The 24,000-nt window shown below is 54.1% G+C and carries 20 protein-coding genes; 16 read left to right on the forward strand and 4 right to left on the reverse strand.

Annotated features, from left to right (window positions below; genetic code table 11):
- Positions 1 to 39 precede the first annotated feature (39 nt).
- The 8 genes from EGT74_RS10830 (at position 40) to EGT74_RS10865 (ending at position 9,083) form a co-directional block, all read left to right on the forward strand.
- Positions 40 to 1,710, forward strand: a complete 1,671-nt coding sequence (locus EGT74_RS10830) for an NAD+ synthase (RefSeq protein ID WP_123846518.1) — start codon at positions 40 to 42, stop codon at positions 1,708 to 1,710.
- Positions 1,711 to 1,752: 42 nt separating this feature from the next.
- Positions 1,753 to 3,021, forward strand: a complete 1,269-nt coding sequence (gene serS, locus EGT74_RS10835; protein WP_123846519.1) for a serine--tRNA ligase — start codon at positions 1,753 to 1,755, stop codon at positions 3,019 to 3,021.
- A gap of 111 nt (positions 3,022 to 3,132) precedes the next feature.
- Positions 3,133 to 3,429, forward strand: a complete 297-nt coding sequence (locus EGT74_RS10840; RefSeq protein WP_123846520.1) for a c-type cytochrome — start codon at positions 3,133 to 3,135, stop codon at positions 3,427 to 3,429.
- Positions 3,430 to 3,490: 61 nt separating this feature from the next.
- Entirely contained in the window at positions 3,491 to 4,036 is a 546-nt protein-coding gene (locus EGT74_RS10845; RefSeq protein ID WP_123846521.1) for a GNAT family N-acetyltransferase, read from the forward strand.
- A gap of 20 nt (positions 4,037 to 4,056) precedes the next feature.
- Positions 4,057 to 5,100, forward strand: a complete 1,044-nt coding sequence (locus EGT74_RS10850; RefSeq protein WP_123846522.1) for a M48 family metallopeptidase — start codon at positions 4,057 to 4,059, stop codon at positions 5,098 to 5,100.
- Positions 5,101 to 5,140: 40 nt separating this feature from the next.
- The gene (locus EGT74_RS10855; protein ID WP_123846523.1) at positions 5,141 to 6,217 is read left to right on the forward strand and encodes a ThiF family adenylyltransferase; all 1,077 of its coding nucleotides are present in this window, start codon (positions 5,141 to 5,143) and stop codon (positions 6,215 to 6,217) included.
- 204 nt (positions 6,218 to 6,421) lie between these two features.
- A complete protein-coding gene (locus EGT74_RS10860; protein WP_123846524.1) occupies positions 6,422 to 7,867 on the forward strand; it encodes a DUF1800 domain-containing protein in 1,446 nt (481 codons plus the stop codon).
- A 16-nt stretch (positions 7,868 to 7,883) separates the two neighbouring features.
- The gene (locus tag EGT74_RS10865) at positions 7,884 to 9,083 is read left to right on the forward strand and encodes a DUF1501 domain-containing protein (RefSeq protein WP_123846525.1); all 1,200 of its coding nucleotides are present in this window, start codon (positions 7,884 to 7,886) and stop codon (positions 9,081 to 9,083) included.
- 192 nt (positions 9,084 to 9,275) lie between these two features.
- On the opposite strand, the gene bla is transcribed toward EGT74_RS10865, so the two are convergent.
- Positions 9,276 to 10,196, reverse strand: a complete 921-nt coding sequence (bla, locus tag EGT74_RS10870; protein ID WP_123846526.1) for a class A beta-lactamase, subclass A2 — start codon at positions 10,194 to 10,196, stop codon at positions 9,276 to 9,278.
- 104 nt (positions 10,197 to 10,300) lie between these two features.
- On the opposite strand from bla, the gene EGT74_RS10875 reads away from it, so the two are divergent.
- The gene (locus EGT74_RS10875; protein WP_123846527.1) at positions 10,301 to 11,221 is read left to right on the forward strand and encodes a S1C family serine protease; all 921 of its coding nucleotides are present in this window, start codon (positions 10,301 to 10,303) and stop codon (positions 11,219 to 11,221) included.
- A 248-nt stretch (positions 11,222 to 11,469) separates the two neighbouring features.
- Here EGT74_RS10875 and EGT74_RS10880 read toward each other — a convergent pair whose 3' ends face one another.
- The 3 genes from EGT74_RS10880 to EGT74_RS10890 all read right to left on the reverse strand — a co-directional run bounded on the left by EGT74_RS10880 (position 11,470) and on the right by EGT74_RS10890 (position 15,741).
- Complete coding sequence (locus tag EGT74_RS10880; RefSeq protein ID WP_123846528.1) at positions 11,470 to 11,982, reverse strand: hypothetical protein; 513 nt, start codon at positions 11,980 to 11,982, stop codon at positions 11,470 to 11,472.
- Positions 11,983 to 12,002: 20 nt separating this feature from the next.
- A complete protein-coding gene (locus EGT74_RS10885) occupies positions 12,003 to 14,060 on the reverse strand; it encodes an OPT family oligopeptide transporter (RefSeq protein WP_123846529.1) in 2,058 nt (685 codons plus the stop codon).
- A gap of 103 nt (positions 14,061 to 14,163) precedes the next feature.
- Positions 14,164 to 15,741, reverse strand: a complete 1,578-nt coding sequence (locus EGT74_RS10890) for a peptide MFS transporter (RefSeq protein WP_123846530.1) — start codon at positions 15,739 to 15,741, stop codon at positions 14,164 to 14,166.
- 267 nt (positions 15,742 to 16,008) lie between these two features.
- Between EGT74_RS10890 and purD the strand changes: the two genes are divergently transcribed.
- From purD to EGT74_RS10925, 7 genes are all read left to right on the forward strand, one after another.
- Positions 16,009 to 17,289, forward strand: a complete 1,281-nt coding sequence (gene purD / locus EGT74_RS10895; protein ID WP_123846531.1) for a phosphoribosylamine--glycine ligase — start codon at positions 16,009 to 16,011, stop codon at positions 17,287 to 17,289.
- Positions 17,290 to 17,442: 153 nt separating this feature from the next.
- A complete protein-coding gene (locus tag EGT74_RS10900; RefSeq protein WP_119078103.1) occupies positions 17,443 to 18,465 on the forward strand; it encodes a rod shape-determining protein in 1,023 nt (340 codons plus the stop codon).
- Positions 18,466 to 18,533: 68 nt separating this feature from the next.
- Positions 18,534 to 19,439 carry a rod shape-determining protein MreC gene (gene mreC / locus EGT74_RS10905; protein WP_158618089.1) on the forward strand — a complete coding sequence of 302 codons (906 nt, stop codon included), beginning with the start codon at positions 18,534 to 18,536 and terminating at the stop codon, positions 19,437 to 19,439.
- Complete coding sequence (locus EGT74_RS10910) at positions 19,436 to 19,945, forward strand: rod shape-determining protein MreD (RefSeq protein ID WP_123846533.1); 510 nt, start codon at positions 19,436 to 19,438, stop codon at positions 19,943 to 19,945. The genes mreC and EGT74_RS10910 overlap by 4 nt, the downstream gene beginning before the upstream one ends.
- A 29-nt stretch (positions 19,946 to 19,974) precedes the next feature.
- Complete coding sequence (mrdA, locus tag EGT74_RS10915) at positions 19,975 to 21,939, forward strand: penicillin-binding protein 2 (RefSeq protein WP_123846534.1); 1,965 nt, start codon at positions 19,975 to 19,977, stop codon at positions 21,937 to 21,939.
- Positions 21,940 to 21,947: 8 nt separating this feature from the next.
- Positions 21,948 to 23,234 carry a rod shape-determining protein RodA gene (gene rodA / locus EGT74_RS10920; RefSeq protein WP_123846535.1) on the forward strand — a complete coding sequence of 429 codons (1,287 nt, stop codon included), beginning with the start codon at positions 21,948 to 21,950 and terminating at the stop codon, positions 23,232 to 23,234.
- A gap of 16 nt (positions 23,235 to 23,250) precedes the next feature.
- The gene (locus EGT74_RS10925) at positions 23,251 to 24,000 is read left to right on the forward strand and encodes an MBL fold metallo-hydrolase (protein WP_246008180.1); all 750 of its coding nucleotides are present in this window, start codon (positions 23,251 to 23,253) and stop codon (positions 23,998 to 24,000) included.

Below are 24,000 nucleotides of genomic sequence, written 5' to 3' on the forward strand. Positions count from 1 at the left end.
TGCAGGGCCGGCTACCGGCGCAACTATAAAAACAACCGGATGAACATCTTTTTAGCCCAGCAGAACTATCACATCGGGAATTTCGAAGCGAATACGGCCAAGATCATTGCGGCCATACAGCAGGCTGAGCAGCAGGGCGCCGACCTGGTGGTGTTTTCCGAATTGTCCGTCTGCGGCTATCCGCCCCGCGATTTCCTGGAATTCGACGACTTCATTGCCAAGAGTTACGCCGCCATCGACGAAATCAAGGCATATACCCATAAAACCGCAGTGCTGGTAGGGGCGCCGCACCGCAATCCCCTCCGCGAAGGCAAAGACCTGTTCAACGCCGCCTGGTTCCTTTATGAAGGCAACATACAGCAGGTGATTCACAAAACGTTGCTGCCCACTTACGACGTGTTCGACGAGCACCGGTATTTTGAGCCGGGGTACGAATGGAATGTAGTGCCCTTCAAAGGCAAAAAGCTGGCGGTGACCGTTTGTGAAGACATCTGGAACCTGGGCGACAATCCTCTCTACCGCGTGTGCCCCATGGACCAGCTGATGGAACAGCAGCCGGATGTGATGATCAACCTGTCTGCCTCCCCCTTCGATTACGATCACGATGAAAGCCGGAAGGAAATCATCCGCGCCAACGTACGCAAATACCGCCTGCCCATGTACTATTGCAACACCGTGGGCTCGCAGACGGAAATCGTTTTCGATGGCGGCTCCCTCGTATTCGATGCGCAGGGCAATGTGGTGAAACAGCTGCCCTTCTTCGAGGAAGCGCTCGGCGGGGTGGACCTCGATACGCTGGCGAAAGCCGGAGACGGGCCCGTGGCACCGTTTACCGGCACTTCAGACATCATCGCCCTCGAATTCGATCACAACATCCACCGCATACACGAAGCGCTCATTTTGGGCATCCGGGACTATTTCGGAAAAATGGGCTTCAAACAGGCCATCCTCGGTTCTTCCGGCGGGATAGACAGCGCCGTTACGCTGGCCCTGGCCGTGGAAGCGCTCGGCAAAGAAAACGTGCGCGCCATCGCCATGCCGTCGCCCTATTCTACAGAACATTCGGTAGACGATGCCGTGGCCCTGTCCAGGAACCTGGAGAATCCCTTCGATATCATCCGGATCAACAATATTTACGAGAGTTTCCTCGATACCCTCGATCCGTTCTTCCATGGCCTGCCTTTCAACGTGGCTGAAGAAAATACGCAGTCGCGCATCCGCGGCAACCTGCTGATGGGCCTGGCCAACAAGTTCGGGTACATTTTGCTGAACACGTCCAACAAAAGCGAACTCTCTACCGGTTACGGCACGCTGTATGGCGACATGGCCGGCGGGCTGGCCGTACTGGGCGATCTGTACAAGATGCAGGTGTACGCCCTGGCGCGGCACATTAACCGCGATAAAACCGTCATCCCCCTCAATATCATAGAAAAGGCTCCCTCCGCGGAGCTGCGCCCCAATCAGAAAGACAGCGACAGCCTGCCGGATTACGCCGTGCTCGACCGGATACTTTACCAGTACATCGAGCGCCGCCAGGGACCGCGCGAAATTGTGGCGCAGGGCTTCGACCCCGCGCTGGTGGCCCGCACCCTCAAAATGGTGAACACCAACGAATACAAGCGCAACCAGTTCTGCCCCATCATCCGCGTATCGTCCAAAGCCTTTGGTGTAGGGCGCCGCGTGCCGATTGTAGGGAAATATTTGAGTTAAGGGAATAACCCCGTTATCTTTGTCGAAATTCAAAGGAATTACATGTTACAGGTACAATTTATCCGTCAGAACAAAGAGCTGGTACTGGAAAGGCTGGGCATCAAGAATTTTAAAGAGCCCGGCATTGTGGACGAAGTACTGGCGCTGGACGATCAGCGAAAGAAGCTGACACTCGATTATGATGAAACACAGGCACAAATAAATACCGCCTCGAAAGAGATCGGGAAACTGATGGCGTCGGGCGATAAAGCGGCTGCAGAAGCGCGTAAGCAGGATGTTGCCGCTCTGAAGCAGGCGCTCGGCCCCATCAACGAATCGCTGATCGCCACGGAGAAATTGCTGCACGATACCCTGGTGAAACTCCCCAACCTGCCCGGCCCGAAAGTGCCGGCCGGCAAAACACCGGAAGATAACCTGGAAATCAGGAGCGGTGGTACCAAACCCGTGCTGCACGCCAAAGCGGTGCCGCATTGGGACCTCACCAAACAGTACGATCTTATCGATTTTGAGCTGGGCAATAAAATTACCGGCAGCGGTTTCCCCGTGTACAAAAACAGGGGAGCCCGCCTGCAGCGCGCACTCATCAGCTATTTCCTCGACTTCAACACCGCCAACGGTTATACGGAAGTACTGCCGCCTTACATGGTCAACGAAGCATCCGCCTACGGCACCGGCCAGTTGCCGGATAAAGAAGGGCAGATGTATTTTGTGACGGAAGACAATTTTTACCTGATACCCACCGCCGAGGTGCCGGTTACCAATATTTACCGCGACGAGATCCTGAAAGAGGCCGAACTGCCCGTTAAAATGACGGCTTATACCCCCTGCTTCCGCCGCGAGGCCGGTTCATACGGTAAAGACGTGCGTGGCCTCAACCGCCTGCACCAGTTCGAAAAAGTAGAACTGGTTCAGCTGGTAAAACCCGAACAGTCGTACGAAGTGCTGGAAGAAATGGTAAACCACGTGGAAAAGCTCATCCAGTCGCTCGGCCTGCCTTACCGCATCCTGCTGCTTTGCGGCGGTGATATGGGCTTTGCTTCCGCCCAGACCTACGACTTCGAGGTGTATTCCGCCGCGCAGGACAAATGGCTGGAGGTGAGCTCCGTGTCTAACTTCGAAACTTACCAGACCAACCGGATGAAAATCCGTTATAAGGATGAAAACGGCAAAAACCAGCTGGTGCATTCCCTCAACGGCAGTTCTCTGGCGCTTCCCCGCATCCTGGCCTGCCTGCTGGAAAACAACCAGACCGAAAACGGGATTTTGTTGCCCGAAGTGTTGCACCGGTATTTCGGCGCGGACCGTATATAGGCAACGTTTGGTATTAACACACCGTATTAAATATAAAGGGCGTATAAGACATTCTTATACGCCTTTTGATTTTTTGCACTATTATTGTTGTAAGGTCTAAAAATGCAAATTATGAAAACACTTGTTTCAGTATTCCTGATGGCCACCCTGCTGTGGGCATGTTCTCCGGGGCTCAACCCTGAGAATACGGCAAAGGTGGAAGAAGCTTTCGCAAAATATGAGGATTCCCCGGGTAAAACCGTTTTCCGTGACAAGTGCGCTAAATGCCATGGTTACCGCTTGCCGGAAACCCGCCTGGCGGAAAAATGGCCGAAAACGATCGACAAAATGGCCCCCAAGGCAAAACTCACAGACGACCAGAAAGCCGCTGTACTGGCTTTTGTGACCAAATACGCAAAAGCATCCTGAGTTTGCTTCGACGAAATTCAACAGGCGGCTTCTTCGGCCGCCTTTTTTTATATTTGTAGGTATGCAGCACTTCTTACCCAATGGCAAACAACTCGTCATCCGCCGTCCGCAGATCGCGGATGCCGCCGCGTGCCTGCAATGTTTCCAGCAGCTCACGCAGGAAACGGATTTTTTGCTGTATACGCCGGCGGAGGCAAAGATGTTTGATCTGAAGAAAGAAGAGAGCTTTATCCAGTCTTATCTCCAGCATCCGGATCATCTTTTCCTGATTGCCGATGTGGAAGGCGAGGTGGTGGGCAGCGTGAGCCTCAACCAGGGTAATTTCGCCAAACAGCACCACCGCGCCTTGCTGGGCATTGGTGTGCTGCATCGTTACTGGAACATGGGCATCGGCCGGCGCCTGCTCACCGCGGCCATCCGCTGGGCCGAGGCGCACCCGAAAATCGCCATTATCCATTTTGAAGTGATGGCCACCAACGAAAGGGCCATCCAGCTATACCGCAATTTCAATTTCACCGAGCACGGCCGCATTCCCAATGGCATCGTACAGCCCAACGGGCAGCGGACCGATCTCATAGCCATGAGCCGGCAAATCAAATCCTTATAACCTGTGCAATAACGCCAACCATGAAGACTTACGACGGCATATATTCATACGATTCTCCCGATAACGCGCAGGCCTGCCTGGTAACGGTCACGAATAAACGTATCGAGATCCATCTCCGCGACGCGCACGGCAACTCCCGGACGGTCCACTGGTACTGGTACAACGTGGTACAGGGCGATCGTGCATTGCATCATACGGGTCTGCCGCTGCAGACGCTGAAAGTGGCATCGTACGAATTCCAGGATGAAGTGGCCCGGCGGATGAAACAACCGCTGCGCCGCGGCATACCAGCTGTTGTGACCGCAGTGGCCGGCACGGTATTATTTATCGTGCTGCTGCTGGTAGCGGCGTATTTTTGGATTATTCCCGCGCTGGCGGGCCGCGTAGCCAATACGCTGCCGGTGGAGTATGAAATAAAATTCGGGGAAGAAGCGTACAACAACATGATCCGCGACTTCAAAATTTTGCCGGGGGAAACGGAAAAGGTGAACAGCTTTTTCAAAGCGCTGGATATCCCGTCCAAATACCCGGTTAAAATTACCGTAGTAGACAAGCCGGAGGCGAACGCTTTTGCCGTGCCGGGAGGCCACATAGTGGTGTTCAGTGGCCTGTTGCAGCAGATGCGGCATCCCGAGGAACTGGCCGCATTGCTGGCGCATGAGTTTTCGCATGTGGAGCTGCGGCACACCACCCGCTCGCTGATGCAAAGCCTCGGCACCTATATGGCTGTGAGCCTCGTGTTTGGTGACCTGACGGGCATAGGGGCCGTGCTGGTGGAGAATGCGCAGACGCTGAAAAGCCTGGAATATTCACGGACATTGGAAAAAGAAGCCGACCTGAACGGGCTACGCCTGCTCACTGCCCGTAAAATCAACGGGGAAGGATACATCTGGCTGTTCGGCACCCTGAAAAACGAAGCCGGCGCCATGCCTTCGGAATGGCTGAGCAGCCACCCGGATCTCGATAACCGCATCCGTTATGTGGAAACCGAACTGAAAGGAGATACCACCGCCGCCACACCGGCTGCGCTGGCCAATCTCTGGCAACAAATCAAAACGAAATAGTCTGAAAACAGCCTGCGGCGCAGGCATAAAAAAGTGCTGTATGAACAGATACGACCGGCAGGTGCGCCTCGAAGGATTTGGTGCTGAAAAGCAGGAACTGCTGAAAAAAGCGGCAGTGCTGGTGATTGGCGCGGGCGGCCTGGGAGTGCCCGTACTGCAATATCTCACTGCTATGGGCGCGGGAAAAATCGGTATTGCGGAAGCGGACAAAATATCGGTGACCAATCTTCACCGGCAGGTACTGTATCAAACGCAGGATGCCGGCAAATATAAGCTGGATGTGGCCATTGAGCGCCTGCGGGCCCAGAACCCGGATGTGGTGTTTGTGCCCCATGCCACGTTCATTACCACCGCCAATGCGCTCGGTATGATCGGCGATTACGACCTGGTGGTGGATTGTTCCGATAATTTCGCCACCCGCTACCTCGTGAACGACGCCTGCGTGATACTCGGGAAACCGCTCATTTACGGCGCCATTTACGGATTCGAAGGACAGGTAAGCGTATTCAATTACAAAGGAAGCGCCACCTACCGCTGCCTCTTCCCGGAGCCGGGCATCGCGCCGGATTGTAATACTGTCGGCGTTTTGGGTGTCTTGCCCGGCATCGTGGGCACCTACCAGGCGAATGAGGCAGTGAAAGTGATTTGCGGCATCGGGGAGCCACTGGCCAACCAGCTGCTGACCCTTAACATCCTCGACAATACGCAGCAGGTGTTCACTTTTCAGCGCGTGGATGAAAATTCGAACATCACAACGCTCAGGGAAGATTATACAGACGCTGCCTGCGAAACCCGCTCCGTGCAATCCATGAGTGTGCAGGAACTGCAACAGTGGCTCGAAGAGGGCCGCGATTTCCAGCTGCTGGATGTACGGGAAAAAGAAGAGTGGGACGTCTGCCACATCGAAGGCGCCGTGCACATCCCCATGCGCCGCGTGGAAGCGGCCATGAGCAATCTGCCGCGACAGAAGCCGCTGGCGGTGATTTGCCATCACGGCATGCGCAGCCTCACCATCGCCCAATTACTGCTGCAGGCGGGCTTCACCAATGTTCATAACGTGAGCGGCGGCATCCATGCCTGGGCGATGGAAATCGACGAGGACATGAACATGTATTAATAAGAGGACGTCTTCGCGGGCCATCCTCCAACTTTTTCAACCGGCCCTCGTCAGTTTGAAAAGGTGCGGCTGTTTTAGCGTGCAACCGTTCCCATGGCCCCGATTTCCTCCTCTGGAACGAATTTTGTATCTTTTGTGATGAACGGCATCCTGTCGTTTAAACTTTCCTGTTGTTACGACCGTCTCATTTTAAACTTTTCTTTTATGGCCGTTGTTCCCGAAATCAAACAATTACAACACCTTGGGTGGAGAGCCGGCTTCGGGGAAAGTCCCCTCGTTATTCAGGCATGGTCCAAAAAAAGGCGCAAGGAAGTAGTGCGCAAAGTGATCATGGGACCTGAAGCGGGCCCCGACCCTGTGAAAGTGGTGGATGAAACAGATCTGCCCGATTACCAGCGCATCCGGAAAATGGGCGCTGAAGAACGTAAGATGGTGCAGAAAATGAATACCGATGGTATCAAAGATCTGAACGTATTATGGACGCACGCCATGATCAGCAGCGAACATCCGCTGCGGGAAAAAATGGCGCTTTTCTGGCACGGCCACTTCGCCTGCCGCACCCAGAACGTGTTGTACAACCAGCAGCTGCTGCAGGTGATACGCCAGCACGGCCTCGGTAATTTCGGGACGCTGCTCACCGAAGTGTCTAAAAGTCCGGCGATGCTGGCTTTTCTCAACAACCAGCAGAACCGTAAACAACGCCCCAACGAAAACTTTGCGCGGGAAGTGATGGAGCTTTTCACCATGGGCCGCGGCCACTACACGGAAAAAGACATCAAGGAAGCCGCGAGGGCCTTTACGGGCTGGAGTTATGACGAAGTGGGCCAGTTCCGCTTCAGGAAAAACTTTCACGATGAAGGCAGCAAAACCATCCTTGGTAAAACCGGGAATTTCCAGGGCGATGATGTGATCAAAATACTGCTAGAGCAGAAACAGACGGCGAAGTACATTACAGAGAAAATCTATAAATACTTTGTGAATGATCAGCCGGATGAGGCGATCGTCGCAAAACTCGCCGATAAGTTTTATCAGTCTGATTACGACCTGCGCGCATTGATGCAGGAGATATTTTTATCGGACTGGTTTTATGATGATCGCAACATCGGCACCCGCATCAAATCGCCGGTGGAACTGCTGGTGGGCCTGCGCAAAACGGTGCCCATGCAGTTTGAGCAGGAAGAAGCGATGCTCGTGTTTCAGCGCGTGATGGGCCAGGTGCTGTTTTACCCGCCCAACGTGGCCGGATGGCCGGGCGGAAGGTCGTGGATCGACAGCTCCAGCCTGATGTTCCGCATGCGCGTACCGCAGATCATTTTGTATTCGCAGGAGTTCAATATCCGCCCCAAAGAAATCACGCCGGAAATGGGCGAGGGGCAGAACTATAAAATGACGATGCAGGTGAACGAGTTCCTGAAAAAACAATACGCCCGCCGCGTGAATGCAAGCATCGACTGGAACCCTTACATCGCCGCCTACAAAGAGGTGCCGCGCGAGCAGCTGGCAGACCGTATTTCGCAATCCCTGCTGCTGAAAAACTCCTCCATCAACAAAGAATTACTCGAAAAATATTCAGACAGCTCTACCCGTGAGAATTACATCAAAACCGTTACCATTGATGTGATGAGCACACCGGAGTACCAATTGTGTTAAACGAAATTTTACAACAATGCTGATTCACAGACGCCGTTTCTTACAAGTGGGCTCCCTCGCATCTGCCAGCCTGATGCTGCCCAAATTCCTGAAAGCCATGGAAAAGGGAGAACTGGTGCCTCCCGGCAACAAAGTGTTGGTGGTAGTGCAGTTATCCGGCGGCAACGATGGTTTGAACACCGTTATCCCTTACAGGAACGATATTTATTATAAAATGCGCCCCACGCTGGGTATCAAGCGGGAAGCCGCACTGTCGCTCAACGACGAACTGGGCATCCACCCCGCGCTGAAAAGCTTCAAGGCCCTGTACGACGATGGTTCGCTGGGTGTGCTCAACAGCGTGGGATATCCCAACCCCGACCGTTCCCACTTCCGTTCGATGGACATCTGGCAGAGCGCCAGCGAATCCAAAGATTACTGGAACACCGGCTGGCTGGGGCGTTACCTCGACGCGCAGTGTAAAGGCTGCGATAAACCCACCCAGGCGCTTGAAATTGACGATACGCTGAGCCTCGCCCTGAAAGGAGACGCGGTGAAAGGCCTCGCTCTCACCGATCCGCAGCGGCTGTTCGGCGCCAGTAACGACCGTTATTTTAAAGAGCTGCTGGCCAAAAAGAAACACGATGAGGAACACCAGAACGTGGACTACCTCTATAAAACCATGGCGGAAACCATTTCTTCCGCCGCCTACATCCAGCAGCAGTTCAAGACTTACAAGAGCAAGGAGGCCTATCCCAATACGGAACTGGGCCGCAATATGAAAACCATTGCGGAACTGATCATGACGGATATCAACACCTCTGTGTACTACGTTTCACACGGCAGTTTCGATACCCACGTGGGCCAGCAGGGCCAGCAGCAGCGCCTGTTTGAACAGCTGAGCGATGCGCTGCAAACTTTTACGGCCGATCTGAAAAAGAACCACCGTTTCGACGACGTACTGGTGATGACGTTCTCCGAATTCGGGCGTCGCGTAGGGCAGAATGCCAGCGGCGGCACCGACCATGGTACGGCGAACAACATGTTTTTGATCGGTGGCGGCCTGAAACAACAGGGTGTGCTCAACGAAGGCCCTGACCTGCAGCACCTCAACGAGGGCGACCTGCAGTACAAAGTCGACTTTAAAAACGTGTACGCCACTCTGCTGAAGAAATGGCTGGGTGCGGATGACCAGGCGATTCTGAAGAAACAGTACGAGTATCTCAACTTCATTTAAGAAGCTGGTCAAACCATAATGCGATCATCGCTCTTCATGCACATAAAAAACCGGGGCTGCTACAGGTAGCCCCGGTTTTTTTATGTGGTTGCGATACGGTTGCTAAACGCACCCTCATGAGCCGCTAAAAAGAATGCCAGGCGTTTGGCATGCGTTACATAAGGAAAGCGCATGCCGCAAGGAACACCATCGTTATTGCTTCAGGTTACGGTCGTAGATCAGCTTCGTGATTTTTGCGATCACCCCTTCACGGGTGGCCTCATCCGCTTTGGAGTTGGTAACAAAAACGGTGATGGCCAGTTTTTCGCCGCCGGGCATAAAAATGATGCCCGCGTCGTTGGTGGCGGAGGTGATGCCGTCGCGTTTGCCCGAGGTACCGGTTTTATGCGCCACTACCACATCGGGAGGCAGCAGGCCCTTGATACGCTTGGGCCCGGTGGTGGTGGCGATCATGATTTTCCACAGAAAATCGTTGCTGGTTTTGGTGAGTGCCGTGCCTTTGTTCAGGATGTCGAGCAGCTGGATGATGGCGGATGGGTACGCCCAGTTGGTAAATTGTACGTCCCACGACGATGCCATCTTCGCCTCGTTGGCGGCGATATTGATGTGCTGTACGCCGAGGCCGTGGACGTAATCGTTGATGGCCGCTTCGCCGCCCGCCAGATCGATCAGGATGTCGCAGGCGATGTTGTCGCTTTGCGATACCATCAGCCCCAGCAGGTACGACAGCGGTTTGTTGACGTCGCCGTTGGGGAATGAGTCGCGGAGCGGGCTCCAGGTATCGGGCACCAGCCAGCTTTTATTGATGTATACGGGTTGGTGGAGTTGTAGTTTGCCCTCGTCTACCTGGTGCAGGATGGCCATGGCGATCGGGAATTTGAATACGCTGTGCATGGGGTAACGCATCGTATCGAGGTAGCGCAGCGAATCGCCGGTCGTAAAGTTCAGCGCGGCAACCCCCACTTCTCCGCCCGCTTCGGCGGCGATACTGGCAATTTGCCGGTAGATGGAATCTTCGGCCGGCTGGGAGGCCGAAGGAGCCTTAGGCGTTTGCTGGCAGGCGCTGGTGGCCATTGCAGCCGCCGCGAAAGCGGATAAAAACAGATATTTCATATCCCAAATTAAGGTATGATTCGCACATGCCGCGCTGTCAAATTGACAATTTTTTCTTGTGGCTTGTTTTGTGCAACAGGTACAGAATTAAAGAAGGAGGTAACATGGATGCTTATTCAGAAATCATCCATCACGCGGTGGAAGCCGCAGGCAAATCAGTCGTCAAAATAGAACGGCTGGATGCCCAGGGAAAAATAACCGGTACCGGATCGGGGTTCTTCTTTTCTTCAGACGGTTATCTTTTCACCAACTCTCACGTTGTGCACAATGGCAGCGCTTTCAACGTGATGCTGCATGATGGCAGCGTGTATCCGGCCACACTCACCGGCGAGGACCCGGATACCGATATCGCCATTTTAAAATCCACCGCTTTCGACTTCCAGGTAGCCCAACTGGGCGATGCCGCCGGTTTGCAGATCGGCCAGCTGGTGATCGCCATCGGCAACCCGTTGGGCTTTCAGCATACCGTAACGGCAGGCGTGGTCAGCGCCCTGGGCCGCTCGCTGCGCGGCGAAACGGGCAGGGCCATGGAAGGACTGATCCAGACGGATGCCGCCCTCAATCCCGGCAACTCCGGCGGCCCGCTGATCAATTTCAAAGGAGAAGTAGTGGGTGTGAACACGGCCATGATCCGCGGTGCGCAGGGCATCTGTTTTGCCATCAGTATCGACACGGCGCGGTTAATCGCCGCCGAACTGATGCAAACGGGCAGGGTAACAAGGGCGCACCTGGGCGTGCTGTTGCAGCAGATCGACCTGGTGCCCAAACTACGGAGCGGACTGGAGCTGAAAAACAAAAGCGCCCTCTTCGTAACGGGCGTGGAGGCAGGCAGTCCGGCCAGTAAAGCCGGGATCGCCGACGGAGATATCATCGTGTCGTTCAACGATACGCCGGTAGAGACCTCGGACACCCTTTTCCGCCTGCTCGACCGGGATAAAATCGGGCAATTCCAGTTTATCCGCGTCATCCGGCAAAGCCGCCTCATCGAACTGAGAGTAACACCGGTAGCGAGAAAAGCGGCGTAGGGCACAACGGAACATGTGCCGGTTAAATTGCGGGTAATGCTGTGTTGGGGAAAAGCGTAGTCATGGAGCGGGCATTCGTAGGTGATGAAAGGAGAGAGTGCCCCTTTTCACATAACATGGCGTCAGCCGGAAGCCACGCAGCACAAGCGAATAACGGAACATGTGCCCGTTGTTTCTGCGAATGGACTTTAAACAAAAAAGGTGTCCCCCGATCCGGGACACCTTTTTTGTTGCATATCGGCAATTACTTATTGGAATTTCTTGTAGATCACCTTGAAGTACCCGTCCTTCACGGTTTTGATGGAACCGTCGGTCTGATTGATCAGGTTGCCCGAAAACTGGCCGATGGCCACGGAGTCTGCCATCTGGTGAAGAATAACAGTAATGTCGCCAACGTCGTCGTCTGCCTGGAGCATATCCCCCGTGCCTTTCATTTCCAGGAACATCGCCGTGCCGCCCAGCATGTTGGAATATACGCCCGGCGTGATTTGCGGCTGGTCGCTGAAGAGGCGGATGTTGACCACGTCTTTGCCGTCCGTATAACCGGCTACCATCAGCTGCGAATAATCATTGTCGGGATCCGAATCCGTTACGTTGCCCGGCATGTAATACGCGCTGTTCCGCTGCTCCGACAGTAAAACGCTGCTGTCGAGCTTGAAAGAAATGAACTTCCGCTTGGGTTGGGCGTCGGGACTGTCTGAACAGGCAGCCAGTAACAAAATGCTGCCAAGCATGGCCAGCAGGGATAATTTCCGTGGCATAGGAAAACGTTTTTGTGTCCTTATAACTTATCGATGGACGTTTGTTTCTGCCTGCCGATGCGGTACAGGGTGTAACCCATCACGGCGAAAAACAATACGCCTAATATCTGGTAACCGCCATGGCCGAGCATTCCGGCAATGCCGTGCTCTGCATTTACGTTGGCCAGGCCTTTTGATACGTCGTCGTTTACGGAAAGAATGGCCACGATCACACCGGCTACTGCGCCGCCGGCTACGAGGCCGGTGGCAAAGAGATTGCCTTTGCCGAGCTCTTCTTCCTCTGCGGTGAGCTTAACGCCCGAGCGTTTCTGTTTCCATTCCACCAGCCCGCGGATAACGCCGCCGATGAAAATGGGCAGGGTAGTAGACAGCGGTAGGTAAGCTCCTACGGCGAAAGATAAGGATTTTACGCCACAGAGCTCAAGGGTAATGGCTATAAATACCCCTACGAGCACAAACTGCCAGTCGAGGTTAAACGAAAGAATGCCTTTGATCAGGGTAGCCATCAGGGTAGCCTGCGGGGCCGCGTATTTCTCCGTGCCGATGGCGTGTTTGATGCCCTGTGCGGCCATTTCAGCCGTCGGGGTGTCGAGGATGTGCACCGTCCAGCCGATGACCAGCGAAGAAACGATGGCCCCGATAAAGAGCGCGATCTGCTGGTTACGGGGCGTGGCGCCCACGATGTAGCCGGATTTCAGGTCCTGTGAGGTAGCGCCCGCATTGGCGGCAGCGATACAGATCATACCGCCCACTACCAGCGCCATCGGTTCGAACACCTTGCCGGTCCAGCCCACGGCGATAAAAATCAGGCAGGTGCCCATGATGGTGGCGATGGTCATGCCGGAGATAGGGTTGTTGCTGCTGCCGATCAGCCCTACGATACGGCTGCTCACCGTTACGAAGAAGGCGCCGAAAATCACGACCAGCAAACCGATCAGCAGTTTATTGCCGATAGAATCGCCGGGGAGCATGGGCAGGAATGCCATCAGTAAAACGAGGGCGATGCTGCCGATGATCACGAATTTGAAAGAGATATCCTTTTCCGTTCTGGGCACATTGCCGTCGCCACCTTTTTCTTTGAGGGAGCCGAGACTGTCTTTGAACGAGGAAATAATGGTCGGGATGGTTTTGAGCAGGGTAATGAAACCGCCTGCCGCCACGGCGCCGGCGCCAATCTGTTTCACATATGCCTGGTAAATGGCGGTGGAATAGTCGGTGAAAGTGCGGGTTACCGGGTCCCAGGTGCCGCTGCCGCCCGGTGTATCGAGGCTGGCCAGCAGGCCCAGTTTCACCAGCTGGGTGGCAATGATTTCTCCCGGTATCAGGGATGCCAGCAGGGGAATGAGGCACAACCAGGCCAGCACGCCACCTGCCACCAGTACACCGGCTATTTTCGGGCCGATGATGTAACCTACGCCCAGGTACTCGGGGGTGATTTCACCGCTGACTTTGGCCGAAGGGAAAATCTTGTTGGCCTGTTTGGTCATAAAAGTGGGCACTTCCGCAATCACATGAAATACCTTTTGCAGCATGGCGTAAGCCAGGGCGAAGCCGAGGCCCAGGAAGGCCGTTTTGGCGAACTCGCCGCCCTTTTCCCCAGCTTTTAATACGGACCCGCAGGCCGTGCCTTCCGGATAGGGGAGGGTATCGTGTTCTTTCACGATCAGCGAGCGGCGCAGGGGAATCATCATCAGGGTGCCCAGTATGCCCCCGAAAATGGCGAGGATCAGAATGGTCACATAATCGAAATAATTCTCCCCGTTGCTGCCGGCCGACAGGAAAAGGAAGCCCGGCAGGGTAAACACCACCCCGGCGGCGATGGATTCGCCTGCCGAACCGGTGGTTTGAATGATGTTGTTTTCGAGAATGGTGGTTTTGAAAAACTTCCGCCCCAGCGTAATGGCAATTACGGCAATGGGGATAGACGCGGAAACGGTGAGGCCCGCTTTCAGGGCCAGGTATACGGTGGCTGCGCCAAAGATCACGCCGGCAAGGCATCCCAGCAGGATGGACTTCAGCGTCAACTCTTTCATTTTTACTTCGGGCGCAACAAAAGGTTTGAATTTGGTTTCTGACATAAGAAAGGGGAATTAGATTTCGAGTACCATTTCCTAAATATAAGGATATTAAATTAAAAGGGATACAAGTATGCTTGTATCCCTTTTAGATATAGATTATGTATTATTTCGATTCGTGCATCCAGCGACCCAGCCAGCGGGTCAGCAATAGGAGGATCACAGAGGCGACGCCCGCCATTACGACGAAGAGCATGAAGAAGTCGTACAGCGAGCTCATGCTATAACCGAGGAAGTGCGTGGTTTGGCCCGGCTCCGGATAAAGCGCGCTCAGTTTGCCGGCGAGCACGTTCGCAGCTGCGTTGGCCATGAACCAAACCGCCATCAGCAACGATGCGAAACGGATGGGGGCCAGTTTGTTCACCAGCGAAAGACCGATCGGGGAAAGGCATAATTCGCCCCAGGTATGCAGCGCGTACATGCTGGTCAGCCACATCATGTTTACTTTCTGTTTGTGCGGATCCTTCACGCCGTAAGCGATCACCAGGAACCCGAGGGCGAGCAGCAACAGGCCGATGGCCATCTTCGCGGGGGAATTGGGCTCCATTTTGCGTTTACCCAGAAACAGCCAGATACCGGCAAACAGGGGCGCAAAAATCACCACGAAGGCGGAGTTCAGCGACTGGAACCAGGAAGGAGGCACCGTAAAGTTGAGGAAGGGAATGTACCGGTCTGTCTGTTCGTTCGCAAAGAACGACAGGGAAGCGCCGGCCTGTTCGAAAGCGCTCCAGAAGAAAACCACGAAAAACGACACGATGAATATCACGATGATACGCTGCACTTCGATTCTTGTCAGCGACTTGTCGGAGAAAATCAGCACCAGTATTACAATAAAGGCCACCAGCAGTAGCATGGAGATATCGAAGGCAACCTTCACGGAGCCTACCATGAAACTGGGGATCTGATCGGCGTGCATGTACAACAGCCCCACTGCAACGGCAGAAAGTGCCAGCATAAACAGGAGCGACTGCAGGGAGAACGGGTTCTTAAGGAAGTGTTTTTTGCCTTCCATCCGCTCCGGTATGATGCCGACAGGTTTTCCCTCGGGGGATACGATATATTTGTCTTTCAGGTATTTGAACGTGATCACGCTGAGCAGCATCCCGATGCCTGCGGCGAGGAAGGCCCATTTGAAGTCGGCCGGGTTACCGGTATTGCCCACAAGGCCGCAGATAAAGGGCCCGAGCATGCCGCCTACGTTGATGCCCATGTAGAAGATGGTATAGGCTGGATCCAACCGTTTGTCCTGGCTGGGGTACAACTGCCCTACCATGGATGAGATGTTCGGCTTGAAGAACCCGTTCCCGGCGATCATGATGCCCAGGCCGGTATAAAACAGCAGCCGCGATAAGTCGGGGTTGTTTTGTAGTTCCTGGTAATAACTGGCAAAACCGAATAGCAGGAATTCCGCAAAGGCCATGAACAGCCCGCCGATAATGATCGAATGCCGGTTGCCCCAGTAACGGTCGGCGATATAACCGCCCACCAGCGGGGTCAGGTAAGAAAGGCCGGTATAGCCGCCATAGAGGTTGGAGGCAAAGGGCTTCGCATACAGCAATGCGTCTGTCATAAAATAGATGAGGATGGCCCTCATGCCATAATAGTTAAAACGCTCCCACATTTCAGTGGCAAATAATACGTACAACCCCTTCGGGTGGCCCGATGTACCAGACTTCGTATTCATAAAATGGTTAGTTTAGATTAGTTGATTTTCTCACAAATAGCAGTTGCTCAACGAAAATTAGGTCGGCAATATAAATAAAATCAACATCCCGCATCGAAAAACTGGCTTTTTTGGCCTTTCTTTGCAAAAATTTTCCGGGCATGCGGCCAGGCGTTGTATGTACCGGATTCCCCTCATCGTATTACGTTTCAAGCCATTATGAAATATGTGTGTTCCTCCGGACTGGCATGTTCCATCGGGCATTTTTAAAGAAGAACTCAGATTCTGATGAATATATTACTCTTAGGTAGCGGCGGCCGGGAACATGCACTGGCCTGGAAAATGTCACAGAGCACCGCATGTTCCAACCTGTACATCGCCCCCGGCAACGCGGGCACGGCAGCCCACGGCACCAATGTGGACATGGCGGTGAGCGACTTCGAAAAGATCAAAACGTTCTGTATCGAGCACCGGATCGACATGCTCGTGCCGGGCTCGGAAGAGCCGCTGGTGAAGGGGATTTACGATTTTTTCAAGGCAGACGCCGCACTGCAGCACATCCCGGTGATCGGTCCTTCCGAAACCGGCGCCCAGCTGGAGGGCAGCAAGGCTTTCGCCAAGCAGTTCATGCAACGGCACAACATCCCCACCGCTGCTTACCGCGAGTTCAGTGAGGCGAATTTTGAAGAAGGCGTGGCCTACCTGCGGCAGCACTCCCTGCCTATCGTGCTGAAGGCGGACGGCCTGGCTGCGGGCAAAGGCGTGGTGATCACCAGCTCCCACGACGAAGCGGTGGCCGAGTTCGAAGAAATGATCAAAGCCGCCAAATTCGGCGACGCCAGCAAAAAAGTAGTGATCGAACAATTCCTCACCGGCATCGAGCTCTCCGTTTTTGTGCTCACCGATGGGAAGAACTATAAAATACTGCCTACCGCCAAGGATTACAAACGCATTGGCGAAGGCGATGCCGGGCTCAATACCGGCGGGATGGGGGCTGTTTCGCCCGTGCCGTTTGCCACGGATGCCTTTATGCAGCTGGTGGACGACCGTATCATCCGCCCGACCGTGGCCGGTTTGGCGCAGGAAGGGATCGTGTACCAGGGTTTCATTTTCTTCGGCCTCATCAAGGTGGAAGGTGAGCCCTACGTCATCGAGTACAATTGCCGTATGGGCGACCCCGAAACCGAAGTGGTGATACCCCGCCTCCGGAACGACCTGCTGGAGCTGTTTGCCGCAGTGCAAAAACAGCAGCTGGATACCGTGGAAGTGTTTGAAGACCCCAGGGCTGCCGCCACCGTAATGCTGGTGAGCGCAGGTTACCCCGAGGCTTATGAGAAGGGGAAAGAAATTTCAGACATCCCGGCTCCGGCCAAAGACCAGCTGGTATTCCATGCCGGCACCAGGGAAGAGGGCGGAAAGGTGCTCACCAACGGCGGCCGCGTGATCACCGTTACATCTTTGGCAAGCGATTTGCAGCTCGCACTCGCGCACTCCAAACAAACGGCCGCGCACATACAATTCGAGGGCAAGTATTATCGTCGGGATATTGGATATGAATTTGTTAGCTGACAACTTCGTACAGGGTTCACGGATAGAAAAAATATGCAAATCGTAACTGTCTGCACTTTATTCAGAATTCCGCTTGAATAATCCAATAATTGCATCGTATATTCGTTAGAATTATTCATTTTTGCATTCAAATATTTTTGACCGTATCAAACAATGGGCTTCTTTAACTTTTTAACGCAGGAGATTGCAATTGACCTGGGAACAGCCAATACGCTGATCATTCACAATGACCAGGTGGTGGTGGACGAACCTTCCATTGTGGCCATTGAAAGGGCCAGCGGGAAGATCGTGGCCGTGGGCAAAAAGGCAATGATGATGCACGAGAAAACGCATGAATACCTGCGTACCATCCGTCCCCTTAAAGACGGTGTGATCGCGGATTTCAATGCTGCTGAGGGTATGCTCCGGGAGCTGATCAAGATGGTTTATCCTAAGAAGCCGTTATTTGCCCCCAGCTGGAAAATGGTGATCTGTATCCCTTCCAGCATCACGGAAGTGGAAAAACGGGCGGTGCGCGACTCTGCGGAGCAGGCGGGCGCCAAGGAAGTATACCTGATTCACGAGCCCATGGCTGCCGCCCTGGGTATTGGCATAGATGTGGAAGAACCGGTGGGTAACATGATCATCGATATCGGGGGTGGTACCACCGGTATTTCCGTGATCGCCCTGGCCGGTATCGTCTGCGACCAGAGTATCCGTATCGCCGGTGACGAGTTCACCGCGGACATCATGGAAGCCCTGCGCCGCTACCACAGTCTGCTGATCGGAGAAAGAACCGCGGAGCAGATCAAGATCCAGATCGGTTCGGCCCTGAAGGAGCTGGACAATCCGCCGGACGACATTCCTGTAAACGGCCGTGACCTCGTAACCGGTATCCCCAAACAGATCATGGTATCTTACCAGGAGATCGCCGAAGCGCTCGATAAATCCATCTTCAAGATAGAGGAAGCCATCCTCAAAGCGCTGGAAACAACGCCGCCGGAGCTGGCATCGGATATTTACCGCCGCGGCCTCTACCTCACAGGAGGTGGTGCATTGCTGCGAGGGCTGGACAAACGCCTCTCCCAGAAAATCAAACTCCCCGTTCACGTGGCAGACGACCCGCTGCGTGCCGTGGTAAGAGGCACCGGTATTGCCCTCAAACACATTGGCAAGTATCCTTTCCTGATGCAATAAAATCTTAGTACAGTACGCCGGAGCCCGCGCCCCGGCGTACTGAAACCGGAATTCAAGACTCGAATCAAGTGCGAAATCTGATCATTTTCTTAAGGCGGTATTTCAACTTCTTTCTGTTTCTGCTGCTGGAAGTGATGTGCTTTGTATTCGTATTCCGGAACAACAATTTCCAGCGTACCGCATACCTCAATTCCTCCAACAGCATGAGCGGGAAGTTATACACCAAGTATAACGACGTACAGTACTATTTTCACCTGAAAGCGACGAACGACAGCCTGGTCAAGGAAAACCTCCGGCTCCACAACGAGCTGGCCTCGAGTTTTGACGTAAAAGACACTTCTTCCCTGATCAAATTCGACACCTTAAGAAAATACAGCAACGACACGTCGCGCAAGCTGCTGAGCACCGAAGTGCGGAAATTCCTTTACCGTGAGGCCAAGGTGATCAACAACTCCGTGAACCGCGAAATCAATACTATCACCATCCGCCGCGGCAGTAAAGACGGTGTACGCCCCAATATGGGCGTCATAGGGCCAAACGGTGTGGTGGGCGTTGTGCGCAGCGTAAGCGAAAACTACGCCGTGGTGATTTCCATGCTCTATAAATCCAGCGGCTCTTCTTCGAGCAGCAACTTCGGCTTCAGCGCCAAGCTGAAAACCTCCGGCGAAATCGGTACGGTGAACTGGAACGGCGGCAACGCTTCCATCGGCCAGATGAAAGACATCCCCCGCAGCGCCAAACTGCGCAAGGGCGATACGGTGATCACCAGCGGCTTCTCCGCGGTATTCCCCGAAAACATCATCATCGGTTACATCGATACCTTCCACCTGACCGACAAGTCGAGCACCTCGTACGACATCCGCCTGAAATTTGCCACTAATTTTTACAACCTGCAATATGTGTATGTAATCGAAAACCTCCTGCGCGAAGAACAGACGAGGCTGGAAGATTCTACACGCAACCTGCTGAAATGAGTGTACTGCTAAAAAATATAATCCGTTTTATACTGCTGATACTGTTCCAGGTATTGGTGCTGGACCAGATACTCATTCACCAGCTGGTGAACCCTTACCTTTACATGCTTTTTATCCTGCTGCTGCCTTTTAACCTGCCTCGGCCTGCTCTGCAGCTGCTGGGCTTTTTGCTGGGCATCACACTGGATATGTTTTCGGACACCATGGGCATCCATGCCGCGGCCTGCGTTTTTATTGCCTACCTGCGCCCCTTTGTGCTCAACATTCTGTCGCCGCAGGGCGGTTTTGAAGTAACCCAGCGCACGCCCAGCGTTACCAGCATGGGCACCTCGCAGTTTGCCATTTATGTATCCGTGCTGGTGCTGCTGCACAACATTGCGTATTTTTGTCTGTCCGTTTTCAGCTTTGCCGACCCTTTGTACCTGCTGATCAAGATCCTGCTGTCTACAGCCGCCAGTCTTTTCCTGGTGCTGGTTTACGAGCTGTTGTTCTTCAGCAGGAAATGAGCGTATAATTATTTAATTTACATACCTGCATGTCTGTTTATAATCAGCCCAGAAAACGAGTTATCCAACTGATCGTCCTCGGCATGGTGTCGCTCATCGTGGTGAGGCTGTTCTTTTTGCAGGTGGTGGAAACAAAATATTCCAAACTGGCCGATGCCAACGCGCACCTGCGCAAAGTGATTTACCCCAGCCGCGGCATCATCTATGACCGTAACGGCCGCGCCATCCTGCGGAACGAAGCGCTGTACGACCTGATGGTGACGCCCGCCAACGTTAAAAAAATAGACACGGCTTACCTCTGTGAGATTCTCCGGATAGACATGGAGGAATTCCGCAAACGCATCACCAAAGCCATTATCAAGGAGGGCCGCGTACGGCAGTCTGTTTTCGCCAGCCTGTTGCCGCCGGACGTATACGGCAAACTGCAGGAAAGCATGTACATGTTCCAGCCCGGCTTCGAACTGGTGCTGCGGCCCGTACGTTCTTACACCTATGGCGTGGGCGCCAGTTTCCTCGGTTATATCAGTGAAATCTCCCCCGCGATGCTGGCCGACAGCCTCGGGCGCTACAGCGCGTACCAGCAGGGCGACTACATTGGCATGACGGGGCTGGAAAGAACATATGAGAACATCCTGATGGGCCAACGCGGCATCCAGTATCTCGTGAAAGATAACCTCAACCGCCCGCAGGGCTCGCTGGAAAACGGGGAGTTCGACACGGTGGCGATTGCGGGTAAAAACCTGCGCCTCTCGCTCGATATCGAACTGCAGGTGCTGGGAGAAAGAATGATGCAGGGCAAGGTAGGCAGCATCGTGGCCATCGACCCGGCTACCGGCGGCATTCTCGCCATGGTGAGCGGCCCCACGTTCGACCCGAACCTACTGGCAGGCTCCTACCGTGCGCAGAACTTCAATAAACTTTACCAGGATACCACCAGCCCGCTGTACAACCGGGCCATCCAGGCGATGTATCCGCCCGGTTCCACCTTCAAACCCATTACCGGCCTTATTGCGCTCGACGAAGGGGTGATCACCCCGGCCTTCGGTTATCCCTGCCACGGCGGGTACGCACAGTGCGGTCGTTTCATTAAATGCACGCACAGCAACCCGGGCCACGCGGCCAATATGCGCACGGCCATGGCCAACTCCTGCAACGCCTACTTCATGCACCTCTACCGCCTGTCCGTCGACAACAACAAATGGGGCGGCACCATGAAAGGCCAGGCCAAATGGGTGGAATACCTCAATGCGATGGGCTTCGGCGAACGCCTGGGCGTTGACATTCCCAGCGAGGTGCGCGGTATAGTGCCGGATACCGCCAGGATGAACTACCGCTACCGCGGCCTCTGGAACTCCTGTTCCGAAGTGTACGTAGGCATGGGCCAGGGCCTGCTCGGCGTTACGCCCCTGCAGCTGGCCAACGCCATGGCCATCATCGCCAACCGCGGCCACTATTACCTGCCGCACTTCGTGCAGAGCATCGACAACGACAATTCAGACCTCCTGAAAAAATATAAAGAGAAACACTCCGTGGCCCATATTTCGGACGAAGCATTCAACTCCGTGGTATTGGGTATGGAAGACGTGGTAACGAAAGGTACCGCCCGCGGCGCGCAGATCGAGGGCGTTGCGGTGTGCGGTAAAACCGGTACGGCGGAAAACAAGGCGCGCATCAACGGCAAGATCGAAAAGCTGAAAGATCACTCGCTGTTCGTGGGCTTCGCCCCGCGCGACAATCCGAAGATCGCCATCGCCGTTATCGTGGAGAATGCCGGTTTCGGCAGCACCTACGCCGTGCCCATCGCCAGCATCCTCATGGAAAAATACCTGACGGATACGATTTCCGCCAAACGGAGGCCCATCCTGCAGAAGATGATGGAAACCGTTACCATGTCCAACGAAATGCGCGCAAAATCCAAGCTGGATTCGCTCAACCGGGTGAATTACACTGCCGCGCAGGGGGACGATTTATTGAGAAAGATCATCGCTAACTAAACATACACATGAACCGCCCACAAGCGAAACTCACAGCAGGCATCGACTGGCCCATTTTCGGGCTCTACCTGGCGTTGGTATTCATCGGCTTCCTGGCCATTTTTGCGGCGGAGTACCGCGAGGGCGACCATGTGCTGCAAAACCTCCTGCAACAGAACAAAAACTGGGCGCGGCAGGTGTTGTGGTTCGGTGTGTCTGTTGTGCTGGCCACGGGCATCTGGCTCACCGACAGCAAGTTTTTTACGGCCACGGCCAATCTCTTTTATGCTTTCGGTATCCTGCTGCTGCTGATCGTACTGGCCATCGGTACGGGCGTTAAAGGCTCCAATTCCTGGCTCGAACTGGGCGGTTTCCGCTTCCAGCCGGCCGAGTTCACGAAACTGTGCACCAACCTCGCTCTGGCGAAATATCTTTCTTCGATGGAAACGGATTTCACCAAAATGCGGTCGCGACTCATTGCCGCAGCCATGGTGCTGGCGCCCTGCGCCATCATCATCCTGCAGGATGAAACGGGGCTCGCGCTGGTGTACTTCGCCTTCTTTCTCGTGATGTTCCGCGAAGGCCTGCCGGGCATCATTCTCGTGATCGCTTTTTCGGGTATCATCCTCGTGCTGTCGGCGTTGCTGGTAGACAAATACATCCTCTTCTACATCTTCACCGGCGTGGCCGCCCTGGTGATCTATTTCAGCCGCCGCGAAATACGGCGCAAGCGCTCCAGGCTGGTGCTCATCCTGTCCATCTGGGCCTTCTGCTCTGCGTTCGTGGTGTTTGTGGTGCCCTTTGCCTTTACGAAAGTGCTGAAAGACTACCAGGTGCGCCGTATCGAGGTAATGCTGGGGAAAGAGAACGATCCCAAGGCGACCTATAATACCCGCCAGAGCATGATCGCCATCGGTTCCGGTGGCCTCTGGGGGAAGGGGTATCTCAAAGGCACGCAAACGCGCTTCGACTTCGTGCCCGAGCAAAGCACCGACTTCATTTTCTGTACCATTGGGGAAGACTTCGGTTTCGTGGGCAGCATCATCTTCATCGGGCTATATGTGGCGCTGCTTTTCCGGATAATATTCATCGCCGAAAGGCAACGGTCGACCTTCAGCCGCGTGTATGCCTACGGGGTAGCCAGTATCATATTTTTTCATCTCTTCATCAATATCTCCATGACCATCGGCCTGGCGCCGGTGATCGGTATCCCCTTGCCGCTGGTGAGTTACGGCGGATCGTCGCTGATGACGTTCACGATGCTCATCTTCATTATGCTTCGCCTCGATGCAGACAGGCAAATGGTATTGAGATAAGCCCTACTTTTGCAGGATGGCACGTATCATACCATTATCGGAAGGCAGTTTTACCGTAGACGGCACCAAAAGATTCATTCCCTTCGACGACCGGAAAGATTCCATGAAAGACAGATCGGCGGGCTCCCTGCTGGTGGAGATTCAACCGTTCCTGGTGATTACCGGCCGCGACATCCTGCTGCTCGATACCGGGCTTGGTTTTCGCAATGCGGACGGTATTTTGCAGCTGCATCAGAACATGATCGACCATGGCATCAATCCCATGGAAGTCACCAAAGTGCTGATGAGCCACCTGCATAAAGACCATGCCGGCGGCGTGAGCGTGGAAGACCTCATGACGGGGGAACGCAGCCTTTCTTTTCCCCATGCCACCTATTATGTAAGCCGGAAAGAACTGGAGTATGCATTGGAAAACGACGGAAAATCGTACCTGGCCGAAGAGGTGAACCTGTTGCCCAAACGCGACAATGTGGCGTTCCTGGAAGGGAGCGGTACGATAGACGGGTATATCCACTACGAGTTCAGCGGCGGGCATTGCCCATACCACCAGGTATTTTTAATTGACGACGGGGAGGATAAAGTGTTTTTCGGGGGAGATGAGGCGCCGCAGATATCGATGATGAAAAGCCGTTTTGTGGCCAAGTATGATTACGATGGTAAGCGTACGATGGAGCTGCGTCAGCAATATATGGAGCGGGGAAAAGCGGAAGGCTGGATCTTCTTATTCTATCACGATACAAAGTTACCCACCACTACATTTCAATAG

The organism is Chitinophaga lutea, from assembly GCF_003813775.1.
Taxonomy (GTDB): Bacteria; Bacteroidota; Bacteroidia; order Chitinophagales; family Chitinophagaceae; genus Chitinophaga; species Chitinophaga lutea.